Below are 23,858 nucleotides of genomic sequence, written 5' to 3'. Positions count from 1 at the left end.
GTCACTCGGCGGCACCTACGACTTTGTTTAGGCTTGCCTACCTCTTACTGTATGCCATGCAGTTCGCTCGAATTGCAGGCCATACCCCCACTTTCGAGATGCACACCCGCTGGTGTGGTGTCGTGGCCTCGCCTGAACTCTCGATGGAGACACCGCCGTGACAACACCGATCGACTCCCCGGGCGCCGACGTCGGTGAACCCGGAGTTCCCACACCGACCCCCGATGCCGGTGAGGCGTCGTCCCGTCCCACGGTGTCGGTGATCATCCCCGCGATGAACGAGGCAAAGAATCTGCCGTTCGTCGCCTCCCGGATGCCGGGCGGTATCGACCAGATCGTCTTCGTCGACGGAAACTCGGTCGACGACACCGTCACGGTCGCCCGCGAGCTCTGGCCGGACGCCACCTTCATCACCCAGACCCGAAGCGGCAAGGGGAACGCACTCGCCTGCGGATTCGCCGCGGCGACGGGCGACATCATCGTGATGATCGACGCCGACGGTTCGACCGATCCCGCCGAGATCCCTCGCTTCGTCGAGGCGCTCGTCGCGGGCGCCGACTTGGCCAAGGGCAGCAGGTTCGTCGCGCCCGGTGGCAGCTCGGACATCACGCTGCTGCGCAATGTCGGCAACAAGGGTCTCAACGGTCTGGTCAACGTCGTCTTCCGGACGAAGTTCTCCGACCTCTGCTACGGCTACAACGCCTTCTGGCGCAAGCACGTCCCGCTCATCGAGCTGGCTCCGACGGAGTACACCCGGGCGCAGTGGGGCGACGGGTTCGAGATCGAGACCGTCATCAATGTCCGGTTGGCCACCAGTGGCCTCCGGATCGTGGAAGTCGGTTCCTTCGAGGGGCCACGCCTGCACGGACGCAGCAACCTCAACGCCTACAGCGACGGGATGCGGGTGCTGCGCACCATCATCTCGGAGTGGCGTCACTGGCGGGACACCCAGGACATCCGCAAGGCTTCCGCTGCTGCGGACGTCAGCGAACTGACTGCGTGAGCACCGCGTCCGAGCTCGCCACCACGCCGGTGGGCAGGCCGGACGACGCGGCTCCCCCAGGGCGCAGTCTGGGGCGCAACAGCCTCGCGCTCACCCTCTCCGCCCTGGTCACGGGCGGAGTGGGGCTCGTCTACTGGGTTGCCGTCGCGAAGGTCTACCCGGCCGCGGAAGTGGGGGCGGCGGCGGCGGTGATCACCACCGCCACCATGCTCTCCGCGTTCGGGAACCTCAGCTTCGGCGCGGTGTTCGAGCGTTTCCTGCCCGAGGCGGGCCGCACCGCGCGATCGATGATCCTGCGGGGAACGGCGACCGGAGCCGGCGTCGGCACGCTCCTGGGATGCGTGTTCCTGGTCGTCGGCCCCACCGGCGAGATGTTCACGCACACCTGGGAAATGGTGACCTTCCCCCTGGTCGTCGCGGTGTTCTCGGTGTTCGCTCTCGGGGACCACACGGCGGTGGGTCTGCGCGAGGCCGGCTGGGCGGCAGGAAAGAACGTCACCCACGCTCTCGTGAAACTCGTTCTCGCCCTGGCGTTCGCGTTCACCGCCTCGCGGCTGGCCATCGTCTGGACCTGGGCGGTACCGGCGGCGATCGGGGCGATCGTGCTGGGTCGGCTGATGTGGCGCCGGGTCGGCTCCCTGGCCTACCGGGACGTCGAGCCCTCCCTCCCGCCGCGGCGCGAGATCGCCGAGTTCCTCGTCAGCGCCTACGGGATCTACGTGGTGAGCGCACTCGCGCCGCTGGTGCTTCCTCTCGTGGTCATCGCCATCCTCGGTGCGGATGCCAACGCGCACTTCGCGATCGCCTGGTCCCTCGTCAGCGCGGTACTGGTCCTGATGACGATGCTCACCGGGCCGTTCGTCGCGGCCGCCGCTGCCGACCCGACGCGAACCTACTCGCTGACCCTGCGGTTCGCGGCCGTGATCGGTGCGGTGTGTGCCGGAGGTGTGGTGCTCTTCGCGGTGGTCGGGCCCTGGATACTGGGATTCCTCGACCCTCGCTATGGGGAGGCCGGGGTGCCTCTGTTGCGGCTGGTCGCCGTGGCCCTGCCGCTGGTCGTCGTTCCCACCCTGTACAACGCCATCGCCCGGGTGACCCGCCGGATGCGGCTGGCCGTCGCCGTCCAGATCGTCAATGCGGCGGTCATCCTCGGGCTGAGCACGGCGCTGATCTCGGAGCGGGGAATCGCGGCGATGGGGTGGGCCTACATCGCCGCGGAGGGCGCCTCGGCGGTGATCCTCGCGGTGCCGCTCGCGCGTGCCGTCTCCCGGATGCGGTCCGCTGCGGAGTGATCAGTCGTCGGTGATCCGGACGGCGGACTCGGTTCGGTCGAATTCCCCGTTCCGGGTCATCCGCTCGATCTCGGCTTCGTCCGGGGCATAGACGGTGACCCAGTCGATCTCGACGGTCGCGGTGTCCGGACGGTCCTGCGGGTCCTCGTCACACGGAGTCAGGCCCCAGTCGAGTCGTCGTTCGCAGGCACCGGCTTCCGCCTGCATTCCCAGCCACATCGGGACGGTGGGAACCATGTGGGCGCTGCGGACCTCCGCCCACACCCGACCGTCCAGCAGGTACCGCACCAATCCCGGTAGCCACTCGACCCCGACGGTGTGCCAGTCCGAGAAGTCGCCGTTCACGGCGGCACTGGCCTTGTCGTTCTCGCCGTCCGCACCGACCCAGTGCAGGAAGGCGTCCATCTCGGATCGGTCGCCGCTCACACTCTCCGCGAAATCGATCTCCGGCGGCCACTGTTCGTTCTGGGGCCACAGCAGCATGTGATACGAGATGTCGTCGCTGTGATCCGCTCGCATCCGGATCTCCCAGCGTCCGTAGAGCTGGGTGACGGGATAGTTCGAGACCCCACCCGTGATCCAGTCGCCGGCCTCGTCCCGGCGTGCGCGCAGCGCGAGCGTACCGTCGCCGGTCTCGACCATCGATCCGTCCCACAGGGAATGGGGGTTGCCGCCGGGGTTGCCGCTGTACGTGCTCCACGTGCCCCCGAGTTCACAGCGGTCGAACTCGTCGACGAAGATCTGGCGCCATCCGGGCAGGTTGCCTGCCGGAACCGCGACCCCACTCGGCGGTTCCTCGGCCGCGCAAGGATTCGCGTACGGCGGCATCGTGTCGTAGCCGGTCACGGTGGAACTGCACGACGAGGCCACGACGACCCCGGTGGTGGCCGCTGCGATCGCGGCGGCGGCTCGTGAGCCGCGCCGGGGGACGGTGGCCGTCATCCGGCGAGGGTGATCAGACGATCGAGGGTGAGGACCGCGCCGATCGTCACCGAGACGGCGAGGGCCCCGGCGACCAGATGGGCACGACGTCCCCGGCCGATCACCCCTTCCGCGGGGACCTCGCGCTCGCGCAGCGCGACACCTGCCACCACGAGGGCGCCGGCGAGCAACAGGAAGAATACGGCGAGTGTCATGATTCCTCGATCCGGAGGGAAGGGGAGTCGAAGCGGCGCAGGATCAGTACGGTCGACCCCTCGTACATCGGCAGGTACCGGCCGCTCGCCGTGATCGCGTCGAGGTGCTCGGTGAGTCCCTGCTCGGACTGGCCGTACTGATAGCGGAGCATCCCGATGCCTTGCGCGGTGATGTAGATGTACGACGGTTCCCGGTCCAGTGCGCAGTTGGTGAGGTTGCCCAGGCACGGGTAGCTGTCGATGAAGAACATGCGCGGTGGGCTCGGGTCGAGGAGCCTGCGGACGCCGACGGTGTGCGGGGCGTGGGACCACGACATGATCGAGCTTCCGGGGGGCACCTCGGCCACGAACTGGTCCGAGACGCTCACCTGCTCGCCGGTCGAGGCTTCGAATGCGGTGTTCAGCCCGCGATTGACGGTGAGCAGCATGGCGACGGCCAGCAGGGCGAGGGACAGTGCCGCCGTCCGCGCGTAGCGGGAGGGCCCGGACCGGCGTCGACGCTGCGAGGACGAACCGGCCAGGCGACGAACGCGATGTGCCGCAGCGGCCAGAGCGATCGCCGCGAACGGAGCCAGGACGGGGGAAGCCAGGACGAAGCAGCGGATGATCATCTCGCCGCCGTAGCTCTGCAGCACGACGAGGGAAAACGGTGCCGCGCACACGAACCCGGCAACCAGCCAGGTCCGGCGACCTCGCGACAGCAGCCAGCCCGCGAACGCCACGAGGGCGAACACACCCGAGGCGCCCATCCGTAGGTACTGCATCTGCTGGTACGTGGGATCGCCCGTGATGCGGTCGCTCACGCCTCGCCCGACCGAGTTCCCGATCTGCCCGATCTCGTCGAAGATCGACTGGAGATGACCCATCCAGTAGTCGGTGGCGCCGTAGCTGAACCAGGCGGCGAAGACGAGTCCGGCGGCGAGCCACATCGTGCGGTACCGGGTCGCGCCGAAGTAGGAGAAGACGGCGAGTGCGATGACGACGAGCATCGGGGTGATCTGGTGTGTCACGGTGTTCGCGAAGACGATCACGAGAAGGACGGCACCGACGGCCAGGGTCCGGCCCTTCCCGAATCCGGGGACCAGCCCGGGGGTGCGGCGGGGCGAACGCAGGATCGTCGCCTTCAGCCCGGTGCCGACGGAGGGAAGGGGTGCGGAGCGCAGCTGCCACAGCAGGGTGGCGACGATCGTCGAATAGAAGAACAGGGCGACGGCCTGTGGTGCGAAGTAGTCCTGCTGGTACCAGTTGAACAGCTGGTAGAGCACGACGGACAACCACGCCAGACGTACTCGGCCGGTGATGACGAGGGCGATCGCGTAGAGCGGGAAGATCATCAACGCGTTGAAGAACAGCGGCGCGTACGTCATGAACGCGTGGGCGTCCGGAAGCCCCGCGGCGGAGACGAGATGGGCGGAGCCGGAGAAGAACCCGGCCCAGCTGAAACGTGCGTCGATGGCGGGCGGGAGCATCCCGGACTCGACCAGCGCGGAGATGAAGCCACGGTGCACGAACGCGGTGGGGACCGAGGTCTCGCCCGAGGACGCGGACACCAGCAGCGTCGTGAAGGTCACCAGGACGAGGACCGACGCGGTCATCACGACCCGGTCCACGACCCGGCTGCTCAGTGCGACGACGATCGTGACGCTCACGAGGGCGAGGCCGGCGACGTAGGCGGCACCGATCTCGGTGACGATGCCGAATTCCCGGGCCGCGGTGAAGTCGAGGGAGCGTGCCGCGACCACGAACAGCGCGAGCGCCGCCGTGAGGGTTGCCAGCGACACCGCGCGTGCGCGGGACGGGACCAGGGCCCGCACGTCGAACGCGGCGGAGGTGACATCGGCCGGAGAGTGCCTGCGCCACAACAGCACACACAACACGAGCGAGGAAACCGCGAGGATCGCCTGTGTGCGCAGCGGATGCCACCACTCCGGCACGATCGTGAACTGTGCCGCGAGGATCGTCGCGGCGAGCGACAGGGCGATCACGAGGCCGGCACCGACGGCGCGACCGGGGATGCGCAGTGCGGCGACGATCGGCGCCCCGGGCAGGAGCAGCGCTCCCGCGAGGACGACGGCGACCCGGATCGGCTCGGGGATCCCGGTGTGCGCGTCCGCCGCGACCAACAGGTCCAGGAGCAGCACCGCGAGCGCCACCGCGGCCGCGGCGGCCAGGGTCGGCCGGAGCGGCCACCCGAAACGCGGTGTCCGGTCGGCAGGTCGAGATTCCCGGTCCGGCACCGGGATCGGCACCGTCTCGGGATCGGTGCCGACACTCATGAGAGCAGTCCGGTCCGGTCGACCGTGAGGTGACTGCGCAGGTACAGGGCGGGGCCGATCAGGTATCCCCACACCTCGAGCAGACGCAGGTGGGTGGGCCACTCGGCGGGAATGTTCTCGTTCTTGGTCGAATGGGGCGACAACAGCATGTGCAGTCCGCGCGGGATCCGTCCGAGGATCGTCCACGGTGGAACCTGTCCGGAGAACAGGAGTTTGGTGAGCGACGCGGCCATCCCCGTGCCGTATCCGTAGCTCTGCACCCGCAGATCCGCGAGATTGTCGCGGTGATAGTGCCGCACGATCGCGCCGGGCGCGTAGGCGATGGCCCAGCCGTGCAGCAGTGCCGAGCGGTAGATGTCCAGGTCCTCACCGCCGTGGGTCGGTGTGCCGGTGCCGAGCCGCTCGTCGAATCCGTGCACCGACCGCAACGCCTCGATGCGGAACGCCATGTTGTTCCCGGTGCCGCACTCGCCGGCCGTGTACGGGAAGAACGGGCCGTGCGCGCCGAACGTCCCCAGCGCACTGTCGGCCTCGAACTCTTCCATCGCCCACACCGTGGGCTGCTCACCCTTGTCGAACACGCCTGCCTCCTCGAACCAGGCCTGTTCGGGGGTCGCGGAGTCGGTGCCGAGGACCCGCCCCGTGACGGCTCCGACGCGTCCCTTCCCGTCCAGCCGGAGGGTGTCGAGGACGGTCGTGATCCACAGCGGATCCGGGACCGCGTCGTCGTCGGTGAACGCGACGATCCGGCCCGACGCTCGATCGGCGCCGAGATTGCGGGCCGCGGACACCCCGGGGACCGGCTGCGCGAGCACGCGTATCCGCGGGTCGGTGAACTGGGACATCAACTCCGCGACGGCTCCGCTCGACGGCCGGTTGTCGACGACGAGGAGTTCGATCTCCCGGTGCTTCTGCTCGAGCACCGCGCGGACCGTGTCCGCGAGCGAGGCGCGTCCCACCGTCGGGACGACGACGGAGACGAGCTCTTCGGGACGGAGCGGATCGGCGGCGGGTTCGAAGGCCGCGGCGTTCGACTTCCGTGCCGCCACCGCTCCGGCGGCGGTCCCCGCGGCAGTGACCAGGAGCCCGAGCATCATCGCGACGATGCGGGTGACGGGAGCGATCCGGCCGTCGGGCCGGGTGGTGGCGAATTGGCGGAGGTAGCGCAGGATGCCGGTGGACAGGGTGCGCAGCACGTAGCTGCGTTCGGCGGACAACCCGGCGCCGGGACCGACCATCGATGCCAGAACGGCTTTCGACCGGCCCTCGTGGCGGCAGCGGGACAGGAAATAACGCAGGGTGCCGCGGCCGGCCGGAACCTCGTGATCCACGGCGAATCCGGTGATGCGGACGATCGCCGAGTCCGGGTACCGCGACGTCAGCGCGATGCCCATCAGTGTTTCCTCGCACCCTGCAGGCAGGGTGCCTACCCGGCCGAGTCGGTCGGAGAAGCCGCCGATCGCGGTGAGCGCGTCCCGCCGGACGGCCATGGCCGCGCCGATGGGATTGCGGATGACCGCTCCGTCCGCGGCCATGCCGCGGTAGTCGCAGCCGACGACCCAGCCGAACTCGTCCGGGAACCAGGACGGGGACCGGCCCGACTCCCAGTGCGCGTGGACGGCGCCTCCGACAGCGACCGTGGTCGGCACGCCGAATGCGGCGCGGACCGCCTCGAGGGACCCGGGCCGGATCACCGCGTCGTCGTCGAGGAACACGAGGATGCCGGCGCTCGCCCGGTCCGCACCGCTGTTGCGTGCACCGGACAGGCCGCGCGTGTGCGAGTTGGGGACGACGGCGACATCGTCCGGCAGTGCCGAACGAAGCTGCTCGAGCAGTTGCTCGTTGTGGTCGACGACGACGATCAGTTCGTCGTGTTCTCCCTGCTGGGCGCGAACGGCGTCGAGGCCACGGGTGAGCGTGGGCAGACGGTCCACGGTGTAACAACAGACGATCACGGCGAGGGCGTGCCCGCTCTCGCCGGTGCCGAACTGATCGATGGTGCGCTTCGAGGTCAAGACGAACTCCGGCGTTCCGAGGTGGGAGCGGCATGGCCTCAACCCAGGGGTAGGAAAGGCTTGCCTATACTAAGGCTCGCCTATGCTAACCGACGTGGGCCTGTCTTCCCCAGTCAGGTCGGTCACTCTCCCAGCGGGTTCGCGTAGAACCGGCCGAAGGCCGCCTCCATCACCTCGCGCGAGAAGACGTTCCCGTGGAACGAGACCGTCGTCTGCAGGCATCCCGCCACGGACGTCGAGCTGACGGTGACACCCTCGGGACCGCCCGGGTCGCTGTGCGCCAGGTAGTCGGCCGGCTCCAGTCCGGTGTCGCCACGGTCCGTGCGAGGTACCACTCCCATGTGCGAGAACAGCAACCGAGCTCGCGGGCGCGTAGGCACGGTGCAGGGGGCGGGCGGGACACCGCCGCGGGCGAGGGCGAGCCGGGCTTTCCCGGAACCGAGCAGCACGTTGGCCACCGGCCGGCCGCTCGCCGCCGCCCCGCCGATCAGGCCGTGCAACCGGCGGGCGGACACGTCCCGCGGGACCTCGAACTGCAGGCCCGCGACGAAGTTGCCCCACAGATTCGCCTCGTGGCGCAGGTAGCGGCGGCAGTCGAACGGAATCGTCACCGTGGGGTGGACGTCGAGGGTGCCCGCGAGCATCCGGTACGTCGCCGCGGTGAGATGCGCGAACAGCGAGGTGCCCGGCTCGTCCCGATCACGCCGAGCCCGCAGCGCAGTCACCACGTCGGCCGGCATGACGACGGTGAACACGTCCGGCTTCGGTGACCAGGCGACCTGCGGTCCGACGGCCCCTGTTCCGGCGGGAACACCCCTGGCCTCGGGCTCCGCTCCGGCGGATTCCGGGGCACCTCGTCCGGCCAGCAGCGCGGCCGCCCGTCGCGGGTGCCGGGCGAACACCCCGAACGCGGTGGCGGCGACCGGTGGACGGAGGCGGGTGCCGGGGCGGGGCGCCCCGACCCCGAGGATCGTCTCGTGCAGCGCGAGGGCGAACTCCACCTCGCCGAGCCCGTGGTCGTGCTCGGTCGCCAGGAAGCGCCCGGCCGAGACGACGCGGATCGGTGCGCCCGACGGGGAGTCGACGAGGCTCGCGAGAAGCTCCGCTGCCGTCGCGGGCTCCGGGACCGTCTCGAACTCGACGCCGGGAGCGCCCGGGTCGAACGTCCACCGGGTGGTGGTCCTGTCGGGTGCCAAGCCGACTCGGGTGCGAGGACCGAGGGCGGCCAGGTCCGCCACCCGTCCCGCGGCGGCCGCCGGATCGACGGGATCGACCGGGCCGATCACCGACCGCACCCTGGCACCGGCGTGCATCACGTCGAGCGGGGACACCCGAACGCTGCGCCCCCGGGTCCGGGGGCGCAGCGACGGTGCGGAGGGATTCCCGCTCACGCCTGGTCGACGGCGGCCATCGCCAGGACGTCCAGCCGCCTGTCGAGTTCCTCGATGGTGAGGTCCGGGCCGATCAGCCCCAGGTCGATGACCGTCTGCCGGATGGTCTTCTTCTCCTTCAGCGCCGTCTTCGCCACCTCGGCCGCCTTCTCGTATCCGATGAGCGAATTGAGGGGAGTGACGATCGACGGCGAGGACTCGGCCAGCGTGCGCAGACGATCGACGTCGGCGACCAGGCCCTTCACACAGCGGTCCGCGAACAGGCGCGAGACGTTCGACAGGAGGGTCAGCGACTCCAGGACGTTGCGGGCCATCACCGGGATGTAGACGTTCAGTTCGAATGCCCCGCCGCCGCCGCCCCACGCGACTGCCGCATCGTTGCCCACGATCTGTGCGGCCACCTGCGTGACCGACTCGGGCAGAACCGGGTTCACCTTGCCCGGCATGATCGAGCTGCCCGGCTGGAGGTCGGGGAGCTGGAGCTCGGCGAGCCCGGTGAGCGGTCCGGACCCCATCCAGCGGATGTCGTTCGCGATCTTGGTGAGCGACACCGCGATGGTGCGCAGGACTCCGGACAGCTCGACCAGACCGTCTCGTGCGGCCTGTGCCTCGAAGCTGTTGCGGGCCGGGGTCAGCTCGTCGAGCCCGGTCAGCTCGACCAGCCGAGTGACCACCTCGGGTCCGAAACCGGCGGGGGCGTTGAGACCGGTACCCACGGCCGTCCCCCCGATCGGCAGCTCGCCGACCCGGGGAAGCACGGCGATGACCCGTTCCATCGCGGCCTCCATCTGCCGGGCGTAGCCGCCGAACTCCTGCCCGAGCGTCACCGGTACCGCATCCATCAGGTGGGTGCGGCCGGACTTGACCACCGTGCGCCACTCCTCGGCCTTGTCGCCGAGCGCCAGCCGCAGGTGGTCGATCGCCGGAATCAACTGCTTCACCGCGGATTCGGTCGCCGCGACGTGGGTGGCGGTCGGGAAGGTGTCGTTCGACGACTGGGACATGTTCACGTCGTCGTTCGGATGCACCGGGACGCCTGCGCGCGTGGCCAGCGACGCGATGACCTCGTTGGTGTTCATGTTCGAACTCGTCCCAGAACCGGTCTGGAAGACGTCGATGGGGAACTGGTCGTCGTGCAGCCCGTCGGCGATCTCCGTTGCCGCTGCGACGATGGCGTCCGCCTTCACCGGGTCGAGGAGTCCCAGATCCTTGTTGACCTGTGCGCACGCTGCCTTGAGTAACCCCAGGGCCCGGATCTGGGCCCGCTCGAGGCCGCGGCCGCTGATCGGGAAGTTCTCCACGGCGCGCTGGGTCTGTGCCCGCCACAGCGCGTCCACCGGCACGCGGACCTCGCCCATCGTGTCGTGTTCGATCCGGTACTGCTGTTCACCGTTGCTGTCCGTCATACCTCGAACCCTGCCACTCGGGAGCGATTTCGGCAGCAGGGTCGAGGCACGACCGGTGGATTCGGGATCAGCGTGGATCCTGTGGATCCGGATCAGAACGTGGGCGGCACGGCTCCGTCGACGCCGTCGAAGTCCACCGCGGAGTATTCCCGGAGCTTGTCGATGCGGTGGTAGGCGTCGATCATGCGGACGGTGCCGGATTTGCTGCGCATGACGATGGATTGTGTGGAGGCGCCGCCGCCGTAGTAGCGGACGCCGCGGAGGAGGTCGCCGTCGGTGACGCCGGTGGCGCAGAAGAAGACGTTCTCGCCGGAGACGAGGTCGTCGGTGAGTAGGACTTGGTCGAGGTCGTAGCCGGCGTCGATGGCTTTTTGGCGTTCGTCGTCGTCTGTGGGGGCGAGTTTGCCTTGGAGGGCGCCGCCCATGCAGCGCATGGCGGCGGCGGCGATGATGCCTTCGGGGGTGCCGCCGATGCCCAGGAGCATGTCGGTGCCGGATTCGGGGCGGGCGGCGGCGATGGCGGCGGCGACGTCGCCGTCGGAGATGAGGCGGATGCGGGCGCCGGTGTCGCGGACTTGTTGGATGAGTTGGGTGTGGCGGGGGCGGTCGAGGATGCAGACGGTGACGTCGGAGACGGAGGCTTTGCGGGCTTTGGCGACGCGGGTGATGTTTTCGCTGATGGGGGCGGTGATGTCGATGGTGTCGGCGGCTTCGGGGCCGACGGCGATCTTTTCCATGTAGAAGACGGCGGAGGGGTCGAACATGGCGCCGCGTTCGGCGACGGCGAGGACGGAGATGGCGTTGGGCATGCCTTTGGACATGAGGGTGGTGCCGTCGACGGGGTCGACGGCGAAGTCGCAGTCGGGGCCGTCGCCGTTGCCGACTTCTTCGCCGTTGTAGAGCATGGGGGCTTCGTCTTTTTCGCCTTCGCCGATGACGACGGTGCCGTTCATGGAGACGCTGGAGACGAGTTCGCGCATGGCGTCGACGGCGGCTCCGTCGCCGCCTTCCTTGTCCCCACGACCCACCCAACGGCCCGCGGCGAGCGCACCTGCCTCGGTGACCCGCACCAGTTCGAGTGCCAGGTTGCGATCCGGGGCTTCGCGGCGACTCGACTTGTTGCTGGCCGTCATGGGCTGTGCCTCCTGCTGTGTGGTGGCCGGAGATCCGGCCCGTGTCGTGGTCGGCCGTCCCGGCCGGTGGTCTTCGGGGCCGATTCTCGCAGAATGGGCCGCGACGAGAGCGTGTGGGTCGAGCCGGGGCGAGCGGCCTGGGTCACCCTCGTCACCGCCCGCGGCACACCGCCGCTCGCCGACACTGGATACTGGTACCCGTGGCCTCCGAAAAACCCCGCATCCTGCAGAACAACCGCGACATGCTGTGGTCGCTCATTCCGCTCGCGCTGTGCTGCATCCTGCTCGCCGGAATCGCCAGCCAGTGCTCGTTCAGTCCCGGTGGCCCCACCGCAGGCCCGGTTCCCAGCTTCGACCTGGACGCCGCACTGAAGTACGACTCGCAGGATCTGGACTTCCCGGTCCGCCACCCGGAGACTCCCGAGGGCTGGACGCCCAATTCGGGTAGTCGCAGCGTCGTGACCGGCGAGTACGGGGGCGACTCGAGCACCGTCGGGTTCATCACCCCGCCCGGACGCTACATCCAGTTGACCCAGAGTGAGGCGGGGGAGAGCGCGCTCGTGTCCTTCGTCGCCGGTGGGCCGCGGACCGCGTCCGGCGCCGAGGAGATCGCGGGCCGGCACTGGGTCGTCTACGGCGGTGACGGGGTCGAACCCATCTGGGTCTCCGATTTCGGCGACGTCCGGTTGCTGCTGACCGGCAGCGCCGACGAGGAATCCTTCGTCACCCTGGCCACAGCCGTCTCGGATGCGGAGATTCTGAACGACTGACGCTCCCGCGACCCGTGCTCCGGGGGCGTGTCAGTTCCCGGCCTCGCGGAGATAGGACAGCACGGCGCGTACCCGACGGTCGCCGCCGTCGACGGGGAGCTTGGCGAAGATCGCCCCGACGTGCTTGCGCACGGCGCCCTCGGAGACGACCAGTGTCCGCGCGATGCCGGCGTTCGTCTGCCCCTCCGCCATGAGGGCGAGCACCTCGCGTTCGCGCGGGGTCAACTCGCGCAGCCCACCGCGCCGGGAGCGGCCGACCAGGGCCCGGACGACGTCCGGATCGACGATCGTCGCCCCGCCGGCGACGGCCTCGACGGACTCGACGAAGTGCCGGACGTGGCCCACCCGGTCCTTGAGGAGATAGCCGATCGCCCCGCCCTCGCTCCGGTCGAGAAGCTCACCCAGATAGGCCACCGAGATGTACTGGGACAGGACCACGACGGGCAGGCCGGGATGGTTGCGGCGCAGCGTGGCGGCGGCCCGCAGGCCTTCGTCGGTATGGGTCGGTGGCATCCGGACGTCGGTGATCACGAGGTCCGGCGCGGTGGCCGAGACGACATCGACGAGGATGTCGGCATCGGTGGCGCTTCCGCAGACCACGTGTCCCGCCGATTCGATCACCGCTTCGACGCCGGCCCGCAGCAGGGGGCTGTCGTCGGCGACGGCGATCCGCAGCGACGGACTAGCCTCCGGTGTCATCGATCCGGCACTCCATTCCGATGGTCGTCGGCCCGCCGACGGGGCTGTCGACCCACATTCTGCCGTCCGCACCGGCGACGCGGAGCGCCAGCCGCGTGAGCCCGCGCCCCGCCGAGGCATCCGCTCCGCCCCGGCCGTCGTCGGTGACGGTCAGCCGCCAGCGGCCGCCGTCCACGATCCCGTCGATGCGGGCCTCCCTCGCGGACGCGTGCTTCGCCACGTTGGTCAGGGCTTCCGACACCACCGAGTAGGAAATGCGTTGCACTCGCGGTGGCAGCGAGCCGAGTGGACCACGGAGGTCGACGTCCACCGGAAACGGCAGTTCGGCGACCAGGTCGACGAGCGCCGCGCGCAGTCCGTGATCGGCGAGCACCGGCGGCATGGTCCCGCGGATCACCGCGCGCAACTCGGCGAGGGCGTCCTCGACCTGCCGTCGCGCATCCCTGGCCAGAGCGCCGACGGGGCCTTCGGTGTCGCGGGACTCGGCGAGACCGAGGGACATCGACAGTGCCACGAGACGATGCTGCACACGGTCGTGTAGTTCCGCCTCGAGCATTCCCAGTTCGGCGTCCCCGGCGTCGAGCAGTCCGGTACGCACGACATCGAGGCGGCGCACTTCCTCGCGGAGCCGCCGAGTCTCCGCGGTGAGGGTCTGCCGCGCGAGAATCGCGCCGAACTCGGACCAGGCGCCCAGGGCGTACGCGGTGACGACGATCGCCACCAGTCCGGCGGCGGCAGCGGCCCAGCTCTCCGCGGCGGAGTCGATCAACCACGGGCCGACGTCGATCCGATCCTGAGGGACGAGCAGCGGCGCGACGAGCAGCCCGGCCGTCACGATCACCCCGAAGAACGCGCCGAGTGCTCCGACGACGGTGTGCACGCCCATCAGGATCAGATAGACCACCTCGCGAGGCGCCGGGCCGCGGCGATGCGCGGTACTCTCGCGTACCTCTGCGGTGAGGCGTTCGCCGAGAGCCGGGTCGACGATCCCGATTCGTCCCGCCTCGACCTGGAACATCGGCGACCACAGAGCCTGCCGACCGGACGGCAGGAGGCTCACCAGTGCCGCCGGCACCGCGGCGCCCAGCACGATCAGCGCCACGGGTGCGCCGAGGATCGTGAAGAGCAGCGCCCGCCACGGCCAGGTGGACACCAGGTACCTCGGTGTTCCGAGCGCCGTCGACAGAGCCGTGACGGGAGGAGCGTCGTTCATGACCCGAGTGTGCTGGGTGCGCCGGAATCCCGTACGGCGACAGGCGGCACAGGTGGTCGAGGCGTCCGCATCCGGTGGGTCCCGATGATCACGAGCACGACCGGCAGCATTGCGGCACACATCAGCAACGTCGACAGTGTCATCGCGCCGGCCTCGGTGTCGTCCACGCCGGATTGCGTCAGCACGTACCCGATGCCCATCGCGACCACCAGGTTGCTGCCGGCATGCATCATCGCCGGCGGCCACACCGATCCGCTGCGCATCCACAGCCAGCCGATGAGGAATTCGAGCAGGACGCTGAGCGGGATCCACAGCACCATGCTCACCAGTGCCGCGGTGGGGGAGAGCCCGCCGCCGAAGTAGCCGACCCAGGGCAGCGGCCAGTGCCAGATCCCCCACACCACCCCGGTCGCGAAGGTGGTGGCGACGGGGCGGCCGGGCACCAGCCGGTCTCTGAGGTAGGCGGTCCACCCGAACTCCTCGCCCCAGAAGATCGGTGCCGCCACCACGATCACCAGAGGCGCGGCGAGCAGGAAGAGGATCTCTCCGGCGCCGACCGACACGGTCGCGGCACCGGTGGCGACGGCGAGCACGACGGCGAGGACGAGAACCACCATCGGAAGCATCACGGCGAGGAGGTAGTAGGGCCAGGACTGCCGCAGCCGCAGTCGGTTCCCGGCGTCGGTGAACCCTTCACGCGTGATCCAGCGACGGACGACGATCGCGGCGAGTGCGGGCACGAACGCCGCCGTCGCCAGCTGGATCACCGGGTCGTCCATGGAGTGTCCGCTCAGGCCGACCAGGGCCCACGGAATCCATGCGCCGAGGAACGCGAGAGTCAGAAACCAGAGAATGCCGCGGGTGTCCCGGCGGGACCGGGAGCCGCCGGGTCGGGGCGGCGTCGTGGGGGGCGTGCCTGTCGTCGGGGTCATGCCTTCAGCACATCAGCGCACCGAACCCCTGTCGGTAGCCTGCGGGCCCCTGTTGCGGTGGCGCGCACGCCACCGTCGGCGGCGTCATTCGCCGGCCGAGTCCTCCTGCTGCTCGCCGTGGGAGATCGCGTCCTCGACCCGCCTGCGGGCCCCCGCGAGATGCTCCTCGCACCGGTTGGCCAGGGCTTCGCCCCGTTCCCACAGGGCCAGCGACGCATCCAGGTCGAGCCCGCCCTGCTCGAGTACGCGGACGACGTCGACGAGTTCGTCCCGTGCTGCCTCGTAGCCGAGTTGCGCCGCGGGGATCTCCTCGCCCGATCCGGTCATCTCATGTGTCCTTTCCGATCACCGCGGCGCGGAGGGCGCCGTCGGCGACACGAATGCGTACCTGTGTTCCCACCGGGGCGTCGTCTCTCGACCGCAGGACCTCGGCGTCACCGTCGGGGACCATACGCTGCACGACGGCGTAGCCGCGCGCGAGCGTGGCGGCCGGGCCGAGCGTGGTGAGCCGGGCACGCAGGTGTTCGGTGGTCCGGTGTTCCGTGTCGATCGAGCGGGTGACCGCCCGACGTCCGTGATCGCGCAGGCGCTCGACCTCCTCCACGCGCCGGGTGAGTCCCTGCAGCGGATCCGCCAGCGCAGGTCGGCTGCGCAGTTGCGCCAGGTGGCGGGATTCGCGCTGGACCCAGTTGCGCAGCGCGGCGGCCGCGCGGCCGCGCAGTTCGGTGACCGTGGCCTGCTCGGCGGCCGCGTCGGGGACCAGGAGCTTGGCGGCGTCCGTGGGTGTCGCCGCGCGCAGGTCGGCGACATGGTCGCTCAGCGGGCTGTCCGGCTCGTGACCCACCGCGCTGACCACCGGTGTCCGGCACGCCGAGACGGCCCGGCACAGCGCCTCGTCCGAGAACGGCAACAGATCCTCGACGCTGCCGCCGCCGCGGGCCAGGACGATGACGTCGACGTGCGGGTCGGCATCGAGTTCGCGGAGTGCCTCGAGCATCTGCGGCACCGCTGCGGGGCCCTGGACCGGGGTGTTGCGGATCTCGAAACGTACTGCGGGCCATCGTCGCCCGGCGACGCTCAGCACATCGCGTTCGGCGGCACTCGCGCGGCCGGTGATCAGGCCGATCGTGCCGGGAAGGAACGGAACGGGCCGTTTGAGCCGGGCGTCGAACAGGCCTTCCGCAGCGAGGAGCGCCCGGAGCCGTTCGATCCGGGCGAGGAGCTCGCCGACCCCGACCGCACGGATCTCGGTGACACGCAAGGAGACCGACCCGCGACCGGTGTAGAACGACAGCTTGCCGAACAGGACGACCTGGCTACCCTCCGTGAGCGGCACCGGCAGCGACTGCAACAACTGCGGCGAGCACGTCACCGACAGGGACATGTCCACCGACGGGTCCCGCACCACCAGGAACGCCGTGCGGGTTCCGGGACGGGAGTTGATCTGGGTGATCTGTCCCTCCACCCAGATACTGCCCAGGCGGTCGATCCACTGGGCGACCTTCGCCGAGACGGACCGGACCGGCCACGGATGCTCGGCCGAATTGGGAGCGGGTGAACTCACTTGGCCTTGGCGGTGGTGATCCGGTTCGTGATCATCGTCTGGAACGGTGCCCGCGCCAGCGTCGTGTCCTCGAACTCGAGCAGGGCCGTGAGGTCCTCGACGGACAGCGTCTTCAGGCGAGCCCGCAACTGCGCGAGAGTGAGTGACTCGTAGTCGAGATACGTGACGATCTCGGGCGTCTCCGCCGCGGGTGTCGCGCCGTTGCCCTCGTCCGCCGAGGGCGCGTCCTCCGGGCTGAGCGAGTAGAGCGCGAAATGGCCCGGCGACTTGTCGGTGGCCGGCTCGTCACCGCTCGTGGTGACGGACGCCGTCGCGTCGGCCGGGGCGGCGGCGTCCGCGCCGTCCTCGTCGAAGACCGCCCACTCCGGCTGCTCGGACTCGCGGGTCCAGTGCAGCAGCTCGAACGCGTGGTCGCCCTTGATCGCGAGCGCGGTCATCGTCTGCTGGACCCGCATCGTGGTCTGCAGGACCTGGCTCACGGCCGTCATCGGCATGGTGGCCGCGGTGGTGGGCAGTTTTCTGGCCTCTTCGACCGCGGTCACGGCGATACCGGCCGCGACGCGGGCCGCGAAAGGTGGACGGATCATGGTCACAGCCTGCCCGACGACGGGCGTTTTGGGTAGTTGACGGGCCGTGTGCTGCTCGGCTCCGGGGTCGGCCCGTACCCTGGGAGGCATGACTTCGGCTGTTCCCCTCAACGTCGGTATCGCCCGTACGGCGGGCTCCGGTCCCCGTACCGGTGCCAAGCGCGTTCTGCTGGCCGAGCCACGCGGCTACTGCGCGGGCGTCGACCGCGCCGTCGAGACGGTCGAGAAGGCGCTCGACAAGCACGGCGCGCCCATCTACGTGCGCAAGGAGATCGTGCACAACCGGCACGTCGTGGAAACGCTCACCGAGCAGGGCGTCGTGTTCGTCGACGAGACCGACGAGGTACCCGAGGGCGCATTGCTGGTGTTCTCCGCGCACGGGGTCTCGCCCGCGGTGCACACCGCGGCCGCCGAGCGGAACCTGCGGACCATCGACGCCACCTGCCCGCTGGTCACCAAGGTGCACCAGGAAGCCAAGCGGTTCGCTCGCGACGACTACGACATCCTGCTCATCGGCCACGAGGGCCACGAGGAGGTCGAGGGCACCGCCGGTGAGGCGCCCGACCACGTCCAACTCGTCGACGGCCCCGATTCCGTGGACGACGTGACCGTCCGGGACGAGTCGAAGGTGATCTGGCTGTCCCAGACCACGCTCAGCGTCGACGAGACGATGCAGACGGTCGCCCGGCTGCGTGAGCGGTTCCCGAGCTTGCAGGATCCGCCGAGCGACGACATCTGCTACGCCACCCAGAACCGGCAGGTCGCGGTCAAGGCGATGGCCCCGGAGTGCGATCTGGTGATCGTCGTCGGCTCACGCAACTCGTCCAACTCCGTGCGGCTCGTCGAGGTGGCGTTGGGGGCGGGAGCGAAGGCGTCCTACCTGGTCGATTACGCGCGCGAGGTGGACCTGGCCTGGCTCGAGGGTGTGCACACGGTGGGCATCACCTCCGGTGCCTCGGTGCCGGAGATCCTGGTCCGCGGCGTGGTGGATCTGCTCGCCGAGCACGGTTTCGCCGACGTCCAGTCGGTCACCACCGCGAACGAGACGCTGGTCTTCGCGCTGCCGCGCGAACTGCGCGCCGCCCGGCGTTCCGGGTAGCGGTTCCCTGGAAGAGGTTCCCGGGTGGCGGGCGGTCAGCGACCGTCCGGCTCGAACGGTGACTCGCGCCGATCCCGATACCGCACCCGGGGGACCGGATGGGCGGGGACGTCGTCGAAGGGCCGCTCGTCGAACGGCGAACGATCGGCACGGGGATCCGGTCGCAGGCGCGGCTCCGGAGCCCGGCGCGGTTCGGGCGCCCGGCGCGGTTCGGGCGCACGGCGCTGGTCCGGCGCACGACGAGGATCTCCCGGCGCCCCGGGAACCGGGGGGCGCGGTGTCCGCCGCGGCTGCGGCCTGGGGCCGGCGTCGACGGGCCGCCGAGGGTCGTCCACCGGCCGCCGGGGGGCGTCCACCGGGGGAGCGGGTCGGCGCCGCGGCCGGGCCGGTACCTCGGCAGCCGGTTCCTCCTCGCGTACCCGCCGCGACGTGCGGGTGGCCGTCGCCCGGGCGCTCTCGCGAGTGGACGAGGAGCGGGACGTGCCGCGCCGGTCCGCCGAGGAACGCCGCTGCGCCGGCTCGCGTCGATCCGAGTTCCTGCTGCCGGAGCGGCGGCTGGGCCCGGTGCGCCGCCCACCGAGCAGGAAGAGCCGGGAGCCCCCGATCGCGAGAGTGAGCACCGTGGTGACGAGCATCACCGGAAATCGGTCGACGAGCGGGTAGGCGATGTTGATCGCGAGATCCCGCAACGCGAGACTCGATCCGTCCGCGAGGACGAACTGCCCGATCGGGACGCCGGCGAAGAGGATCAGCGGTGGTTGGACCATCGCGGTGAACAGCGCCCGGTTCGCCGCGACCAGAACGGCCAGGATGCAGCCGAGCACGTAGAACGCCGAGAACGTCGTCGTCAGCTCGTTGCCCCGGACCGCGTCGATGGCGAATCCGACGGCGCTCAGGCCCGCCGCGACCGCGACCACGCCCCACCACGGGAGCCCGGGTACCCCCGGGAGCGTCGACCGGCTGTCGAGTGGCACCCCCGAACGGGCGCGTTGGTTAGCTGACACGCAAACGACAGTAGCGGCAACGAGGGCCGCTGATCCGTCGGCGTGCCGGGAGAACGGGGGAGTGTCGTCCGATTCGTCCCGACTCGGCGGCCGCGGCCGTCCGCGTTCCGGAATGCGGGAGAACCGTCCGACGCGCCCGCGCGGTCCCCGAGCCTGTCGGTCCCGTGCTCTACCGTTCTGCAACCATGAGGATCTTGCACACCAGCGACTGGCACATCGGCCGCACGTTCCACGGTGTCGATCTCCTCGCAGATCAGGAGCAGATTCTCGGGCACATCGCCGCAGTGGTGGCCGAGCGCGGTGTCGACGTCGTCGTGGTCCCCGGTGACGTGTACGACAGGTCGATCCCCAGCGCCGATGCGGTGGCCGTGTGCCAGCGTGGGTTCGAGGCGATCCGCAGGGCGGGTGCGGTGATCATCGCCACGTCCGGCAACCACGATTCGGCCACCCGGCTGGGCGCCGGTTCCGCGTTCACCGCGGCCGGCGGCCTGCATCTGCTCACCCGGGTGTCCGCCGTGGCCGATCCGGTGGTTCTCCGGGACGATCACGGGCCGGTCCTCTTCTACGGCATCCCGTATCTGGAACCGGAGATCACCCGCGCCGAGCTGGGGGTGCCCACGGCGCGATCGCACGCCGAGATCCTCGATGCGGCGATGAGCCGGGTGCGTGCCGACCTCGACAGTCGCGAGCCGGGCGCCCGCTCGATCGTTCTCGCGCACGCCTTCGTCGTGGGTGCGGAGGCCACCGGCTCCGAACGCTCCATCTCGGTCGGCGGGGTCGAGACGGTGCCCGCGTCGTCGTTCGACGGGGTCGACTACGTGGCGCTCGGGCACCTGCACTCGCCGCAGACGCTCCGTACGGGCGTCCGCTACTCGGGTTCACCGTTGCCCTATTCGTTCGGCGAGCGCACCCATCGCAAGGCGGTCCTGGTGGTCGACGTCGACCAGGAGGGCCTGCGTGGTGTCGAGCAGGTGGATCTGCCGGTGGTGCGCGGGCTCAGCCGGATCACCGGCACGGTCGAGGAGTTGCTCGCCTCAGACCGGTATGCCGCAGTGGAGGACGACTACGTCTCCGCGGTGCTCACCGACCGGCAACGTCCGGTCGATGCCATGCGTACGTTGCGCAGGCGGTTCCCGCACGCGGTGCACCTGGAATGGCAGCGACCCGAGGGTGACGACCTGCTCCGGTACCGCGAGAAGGTGCACGGGCGCAGCGATCTGGACATCGCACGGTCCTTCCTCACCGACGTGCGTGACGAGCCGACGGACGCCGACATCCGCTGGGTCGAGGAGGCCCTCGCCGCGGCGGCGCGGGTGGGTGAGGTCGCCGCGGAGTCGGCGCGGGCGGAGACGGCGTGAGGCTGCACGCGCTCGAGATCACCGCGTTCGGCCCGTTCGCCGATACCGTCCGCGTCGACTTCGACGCGCTGGGTGCGGACGGGCTCTTCCTGCTGCACGGTCAGACCGGTGCCGGAAAGACGACGGTTCTCGACGCGGTGGCCTTCGCGCTGTACGGAACGGTGCCGGGCGCCCGGCGGGAGGGCAAGCGGCTGCTGTCGGACCATGCGCCCACCGGAAGCGTCCCCACCGTGTCGCTGGAGGCGACCATCGGCGGGCGGCGGCTGCGGGTGATCCGCAGCCCGGAGTACAGCCGGCCCAAGAAGCGGGGCACCGGTTCGATCGTCGAGAACGCGAAGGCGACGCTGACCTGGTTGGACGGCGCCGGGGAGAATCTGTCCCGCATACCGGACATCGCCGAGGAGGTCGGCCGGCTCGTCGGAATGAATGCGGACCAGTTCTTCCAGGTGGTGTTGCTGCCGCAGGGGGAGTTCGCCCGCTTCCTGAGGGCGGACAGCGACGAGCGGGGGGTGCTACTGGAACGGCTGTTCGACACCACCCGTTTCGGCAGCGTGGAGGACTGGTTCGCCCAGCGCCGCAAGGACAGCGCGCGGGCCCTCGACGAGCGGTTGCGCGAGATCGAGGTGATCACCGCGAAGGTCGCGGCGACGGCGGGGCTCGAGGCCGGCGCCGATGCCGATCCATTGCGGTGGGCGGAGAAGTTGATCGACGAGTGTGGGACGGCCCGGGACGCCGCCGCAGCCGCACTCGCGGATGCGGGTGCGCACGCGCGCGCCGCCGACGCCGCGCTGGCCGAGGCCCGGCGGGTGCACGACCTGCAGACGCGTCGGGACAGGGCCACCGCCGAGCTCGAGCGGCTCGCCCGGACCAGTGACGACCGAGAGGCGATGGCGGCGGAAGCCGCGGCGGCGCGGGCCGCGGTGCCGGTCGCGAAGGCGGAGGCCGACGCCTCGCGGGTACGCACTCGCGCACAGGCGGCGCGCCGGCGAGTCGAGGAGGTCGAGGCCGAGCTGTCGGGCGTTCCCGGTGCGGGCAGTCTTCTGGGCACTCTCTCCTGGCCGCCCACGGAGGAGTCCCGGGTTCGGATCCGGCAGACGGTCCGGCAGTGGCAGGACGAGACGGTTCGCCTCGACGCTGCCGTCGCCGAGGCCGAGGAAGCCGACCGGATCGACCACGAGATCCTCGAATTGTCCTCCCGCCGTGGGAAGCTCGGTGTCGAAGCCGATCGGGTCGAGGACGGACTGTCGCGGATTCCCGACACGCTCGAGAAGGCCCGGCGCCATCTCGAGGAAGCGGAGAAGGCCGCCGCCCTCCTGCCCGGGTTGCACCGCGACCGTGACCGCGCGGCGGAGGCGGCCCGGGCAGTGGTCGAGTGGCGCACCCGGGTGGCGGAGGCCGATGCGACGAGCGCCGTAGTGGAGGAGCGTCGCCAGGGCTGGAACGACGCGCGCGAGCACTGGCTGGATCTGGTGCAGCAGCGGATCGACGGGATGGCGGCCGAGTTGGCGGCCACCCTCGAAGAGGGGTCGCCGTGCGCGGTGTGCGGGGCCACCGAACATCCGGCACCGGCGGGAGGCGACGCCGCACCGGTCACCGCGGACGACGAGAACCGGGCCCGTGCCCGGGAACGGGAGGCGGAAGCCGCGTGCACGCGCGCCGTCGACGCGGCGGCCGCGGCGCGACGCGCCGTCGATCAGGTGGCCGAGCGCGGCGGTGATCGCGACCCGGAGACCGCGCGGGAAGAGCTCGAATCCGCCACTGCCGCCTACGAGCGAGCCGAGGAGGAGGCCGCCGCTGCCGACAGCCGCGCGAACGCGGTGGCCGCGGCCACCGCCGAGCACACCCGGCTGACGGAGCGCCGAGCCGCGATCGCGGTGGAGGTCGCTGCCCTGTCGGAACAGGTCGACGCGCGCCGCGAGCGGGTCGAGGCCGTTCGTGAACGCCTCCGAGGTGTCGCCGGCGACGACCCGTCCGTGTCCGCGCGGAGGGCGCGGCTCGAGCGGCTCGCCCACCTGGCGTCGACGCTCGGGGACGCCCGCGACGACGCACATCGCCACGCGGAAGCCGCCGAGGAACAGTCCGCGCAGGTCCGCGCCGCTGCGGCGGAGTCCGGGTTCGAGTCGGTCGAGGAGGCGCTCGCCGCGGTGCGTGAGCAGGAGCGGCTCGAGCACGTCGAACACACACTCGCTGCCGCCCGCGATGCCGAGGCGGCGGCCCGAGCGGTGTTGGCGGAACCGGATGTCCGGTCCCTCACCGACATTCCCCCGGTCGACCTCGACGCGGCGGTAGCGCGGCAGAATGAGGCCGACTCCGTCGAGGCGGCGGCCATCGCCGCCGCCGCCGAGTGCGACCGCCGGCTCGCTGATCTGGAGCGTTTCGTCGCACAGTTGCGGCGCGCGCTCATCGCGGCCGAGCCGGTACGGGCTACCCACGAGCAGTTGGCGGCGTTGGCGGAGGTCATCGCCGGGCGGGGTGCGAACACCCGGAAGATGTCGTTGCGTTCCTATGTCCTGGCGGCGCGCCTGGAGGAAGTCGCCGCGTCCGCGTCGGTCCGGCTGCGCCGGATGTCCGGCGGGCGTTACGAGTTCGTCCACTCGGACGAGGCCGGTGCACGCGGGAAACGCGGCGGCCTCGGCCTGGACATCCGGGACGACTTCACCGGAGCGGTGCGCTCGGCGAAGACGCTGTCCGGCGGAGAGTCGTTCCTCGCGTCGCTCGCGCTGGCGCTCGGCCTCGCCGATGTGGTCGCCGCCGAATCCGGGGGAGTCGTGCTCGACACGATGTTCATCGACGAGGGATTCGGCACCCTCGACGCCGACACCCTCGATTCGGTGATGGGCGTGCTCGACGAGCTACGGGACGGGGGCCGTGTCGTCGGCATCGTCAGCCACGTGGACGAGATGCGTCAGCGCATTCCGTCCCGGTTGCACGTCGTCCGCGGCCGGGGCGGGTCCCACCTGGAGATGATCGCGGGCTGATG

The 23,858-nt window shown here is 70.5% G+C and carries 20 protein-coding genes; 6 read left to right on the top strand and 14 right to left on the bottom strand.

Annotation, left to right across the window (positions count from 1 at the left end):
• The first annotated feature begins 169 nt into the window (after window positions 1–169).
• Complete coding sequence (locus G4H71_RS04115; protein WP_072738049.1) at window positions 170–1,003, top strand: glycosyltransferase family 2 protein; 834 nt, start codon at window positions 170–172, stop codon at window positions 1,001–1,003.
• Window positions 1,000–2,295, top strand: a complete 1,296-nt coding sequence (locus tag G4H71_RS04110; RefSeq protein WP_083342765.1) for a lipopolysaccharide biosynthesis protein — start codon at window positions 1,000–1,002, stop codon at window positions 2,293–2,295. The genes G4H71_RS04115 and G4H71_RS04110 overlap by 4 nt, the downstream gene beginning before the upstream one ends.
• On the opposite strand, the gene G4H71_RS04105 is transcribed toward G4H71_RS04110, so the two are convergent.
• From G4H71_RS04105 to glpX, 7 genes are all read right to left on the bottom strand, one after another.
• Window positions 2,296–3,237 (bottom strand): glycoside hydrolase family 16 protein, encoded by a 942-nt coding sequence (locus G4H71_RS04105; protein WP_072737881.1) that lies wholly within the window; start codon window positions 3,235–3,237, stop codon window positions 2,296–2,298. It abuts the gene before it with no gap.
• Window positions 3,234–3,431, bottom strand: a complete 198-nt coding sequence (locus G4H71_RS04100; protein ID WP_072737880.1) for a hypothetical protein — start codon at window positions 3,429–3,431, stop codon at window positions 3,234–3,236. Before G4H71_RS04100 ends, G4H71_RS04105 begins: the two co-directional genes overlap by 4 nt.
• On the bottom strand, window positions 3,428–5,707 hold the full coding sequence (locus G4H71_RS04095; protein ID WP_139183104.1) for a hypothetical protein: 2,280 nt from the start codon (window positions 5,705–5,707) through the stop codon (window positions 3,428–3,430). The genes G4H71_RS04100 and G4H71_RS04095 overlap by 4 nt, the downstream gene beginning before the upstream one ends.
• Complete coding sequence (locus G4H71_RS04090) at window positions 5,704–7,722, bottom strand: glycosyltransferase family 2 protein (RefSeq protein WP_246442578.1); 2,019 nt, start codon at window positions 7,720–7,722, stop codon at window positions 5,704–5,706. The genes G4H71_RS04095 and G4H71_RS04090 overlap by 4 nt, the downstream gene beginning before the upstream one ends.
• A 122-nt stretch (window positions 7,723–7,844) precedes the next feature.
• Entirely contained in the window at window positions 7,845–9,113 is a 1,269-nt protein-coding gene (locus tag G4H71_RS04085) for a hypothetical protein (protein WP_139183103.1), read from the bottom strand.
• A complete protein-coding gene (locus G4H71_RS04080) occupies window positions 9,110–10,519 on the bottom strand; it encodes a class II fumarate hydratase (protein WP_072737878.1) in 1,410 nt (469 codons plus the stop codon). Before G4H71_RS04080 ends, G4H71_RS04085 begins: the two co-directional genes overlap by 4 nt.
• A 92-nt stretch (window positions 10,520–10,611) precedes the next feature.
• The gene (gene glpX, locus G4H71_RS04075; RefSeq protein WP_072737877.1) at window positions 10,612–11,652 is read right to left on the bottom strand and encodes a class II fructose-bisphosphatase; all 1,041 of its coding nucleotides are present in this window, start codon (window positions 11,650–11,652) and stop codon (window positions 10,612–10,614) included.
• 200 nt (window positions 11,653–11,852) lie between these two features.
• Here glpX and G4H71_RS04070 point away from each other — a divergent pair, with 200 nt between their 5' ends.
• The gene (locus G4H71_RS04070; RefSeq protein ID WP_072737876.1) at window positions 11,853–12,422 is read left to right on the top strand and encodes a DUF4245 domain-containing protein; all 570 of its coding nucleotides are present in this window, start codon (window positions 11,853–11,855) and stop codon (window positions 12,420–12,422) included.
• Between the two features lie 30 nt (window positions 12,423–12,452).
• On the opposite strand, the gene G4H71_RS04065 is transcribed toward G4H71_RS04070, so the two are convergent.
• The 6 genes from G4H71_RS04065 to G4H71_RS04040 form a co-directional block, all read right to left on the bottom strand.
• Complete coding sequence (locus tag G4H71_RS04065; RefSeq protein WP_072737875.1) at window positions 12,453–13,121, bottom strand: response regulator transcription factor; 669 nt, start codon at window positions 13,119–13,121, stop codon at window positions 12,453–12,455.
• On the bottom strand, window positions 13,105–14,334 hold the full coding sequence (locus G4H71_RS04060) for a sensor histidine kinase (RefSeq protein ID WP_072737874.1): 1,230 nt from the start codon (window positions 14,332–14,334) through the stop codon (window positions 13,105–13,107). Before G4H71_RS04060 ends, G4H71_RS04065 begins: the two co-directional genes overlap by 17 nt.
• Window positions 14,331–15,266, bottom strand: a complete 936-nt coding sequence (locus tag G4H71_RS04055; RefSeq protein WP_072737873.1) for a CPBP family intramembrane glutamic endopeptidase — start codon at window positions 15,264–15,266, stop codon at window positions 14,331–14,333. The genes G4H71_RS04060 and G4H71_RS04055 overlap by 4 nt, the downstream gene beginning before the upstream one ends.
• Window positions 15,267–15,350: 84 nt before the next feature.
• Window positions 15,351–15,593 (bottom strand): exodeoxyribonuclease VII small subunit, encoded by a 243-nt coding sequence (locus G4H71_RS04050; RefSeq protein WP_072737872.1) that lies wholly within the window; start codon window positions 15,591–15,593, stop codon window positions 15,351–15,353.
• Between the two features lies 1 nt (window position 15,594).
• Window positions 15,595–16,830 carry an exodeoxyribonuclease VII large subunit gene (gene xseA / locus G4H71_RS04045; RefSeq protein WP_072737871.1) on the bottom strand — a complete coding sequence of 412 codons (1,236 nt, stop codon included), beginning with the start codon at window positions 16,828–16,830 and terminating at the stop codon, window positions 15,595–15,597.
• Window positions 16,827–17,417 (bottom strand): lipid droplet-associated protein, encoded by a 591-nt coding sequence (locus tag G4H71_RS04040; protein ID WP_072738045.1) that lies wholly within the window; start codon window positions 17,415–17,417, stop codon window positions 16,827–16,829. Before G4H71_RS04040 ends, xseA begins: the two co-directional genes overlap by 4 nt.
• A gap of 88 nt (window positions 17,418–17,505) precedes the next feature.
• Between G4H71_RS04040 and G4H71_RS04035 the strand changes: the two genes are divergently transcribed.
• The gene (locus tag G4H71_RS04035; RefSeq protein ID WP_072737870.1) at window positions 17,506–18,516 is read left to right on the top strand and encodes a 4-hydroxy-3-methylbut-2-enyl diphosphate reductase; all 1,011 of its coding nucleotides are present in this window, start codon (window positions 17,506–17,508) and stop codon (window positions 18,514–18,516) included.
• A 35-nt stretch (window positions 18,517–18,551) separates the two neighbouring features.
• Here the strand turns inward: G4H71_RS04035 and G4H71_RS04030 are convergent, their stop codons facing one another.
• The gene (locus G4H71_RS04030) at window positions 18,552–19,520 is read right to left on the bottom strand and encodes a DUF6542 domain-containing protein (protein WP_074700585.1); all 969 of its coding nucleotides are present in this window, start codon (window positions 19,518–19,520) and stop codon (window positions 18,552–18,554) included.
• Between the two features lie 185 nt (window positions 19,521–19,705).
• On the opposite strand from G4H71_RS04030, the gene G4H71_RS04025 reads away from it, so the two are divergent.
• Both G4H71_RS04025 and G4H71_RS04020 read left to right on the top strand, forming a co-directional pair.
• Window positions 19,706–20,878, top strand: coding sequence for an exonuclease SbcCD subunit D (locus tag G4H71_RS04025; protein WP_072736698.1), 1,173 nt, complete (start codon window positions 19,706–19,708; stop codon window positions 20,876–20,878).
• The gene (locus G4H71_RS04020) at window positions 20,875–23,856 is read left to right on the top strand and encodes an AAA family ATPase (RefSeq protein ID WP_072736699.1); all 2,982 of its coding nucleotides are present in this window, start codon (window positions 20,875–20,877) and stop codon (window positions 23,854–23,856) included. Before G4H71_RS04025 ends, G4H71_RS04020 begins: the two co-directional genes overlap by 4 nt.
• Window positions 23,857–23,858: the final 2 nt, after the last annotated feature.

It is taken from the genome of Rhodococcus triatomae (assembly GCF_014217785.1).
Classification (GTDB): domain Bacteria; phylum Actinomycetota; class Actinomycetes; order Mycobacteriales; family Mycobacteriaceae; genus Rhodococcus_F; species Rhodococcus_F triatomae.
The sequence above is the reverse complement of the archived record's forward strand: the minus strand, read 5'-3'. Positions and strand labels throughout refer to the sequence as shown.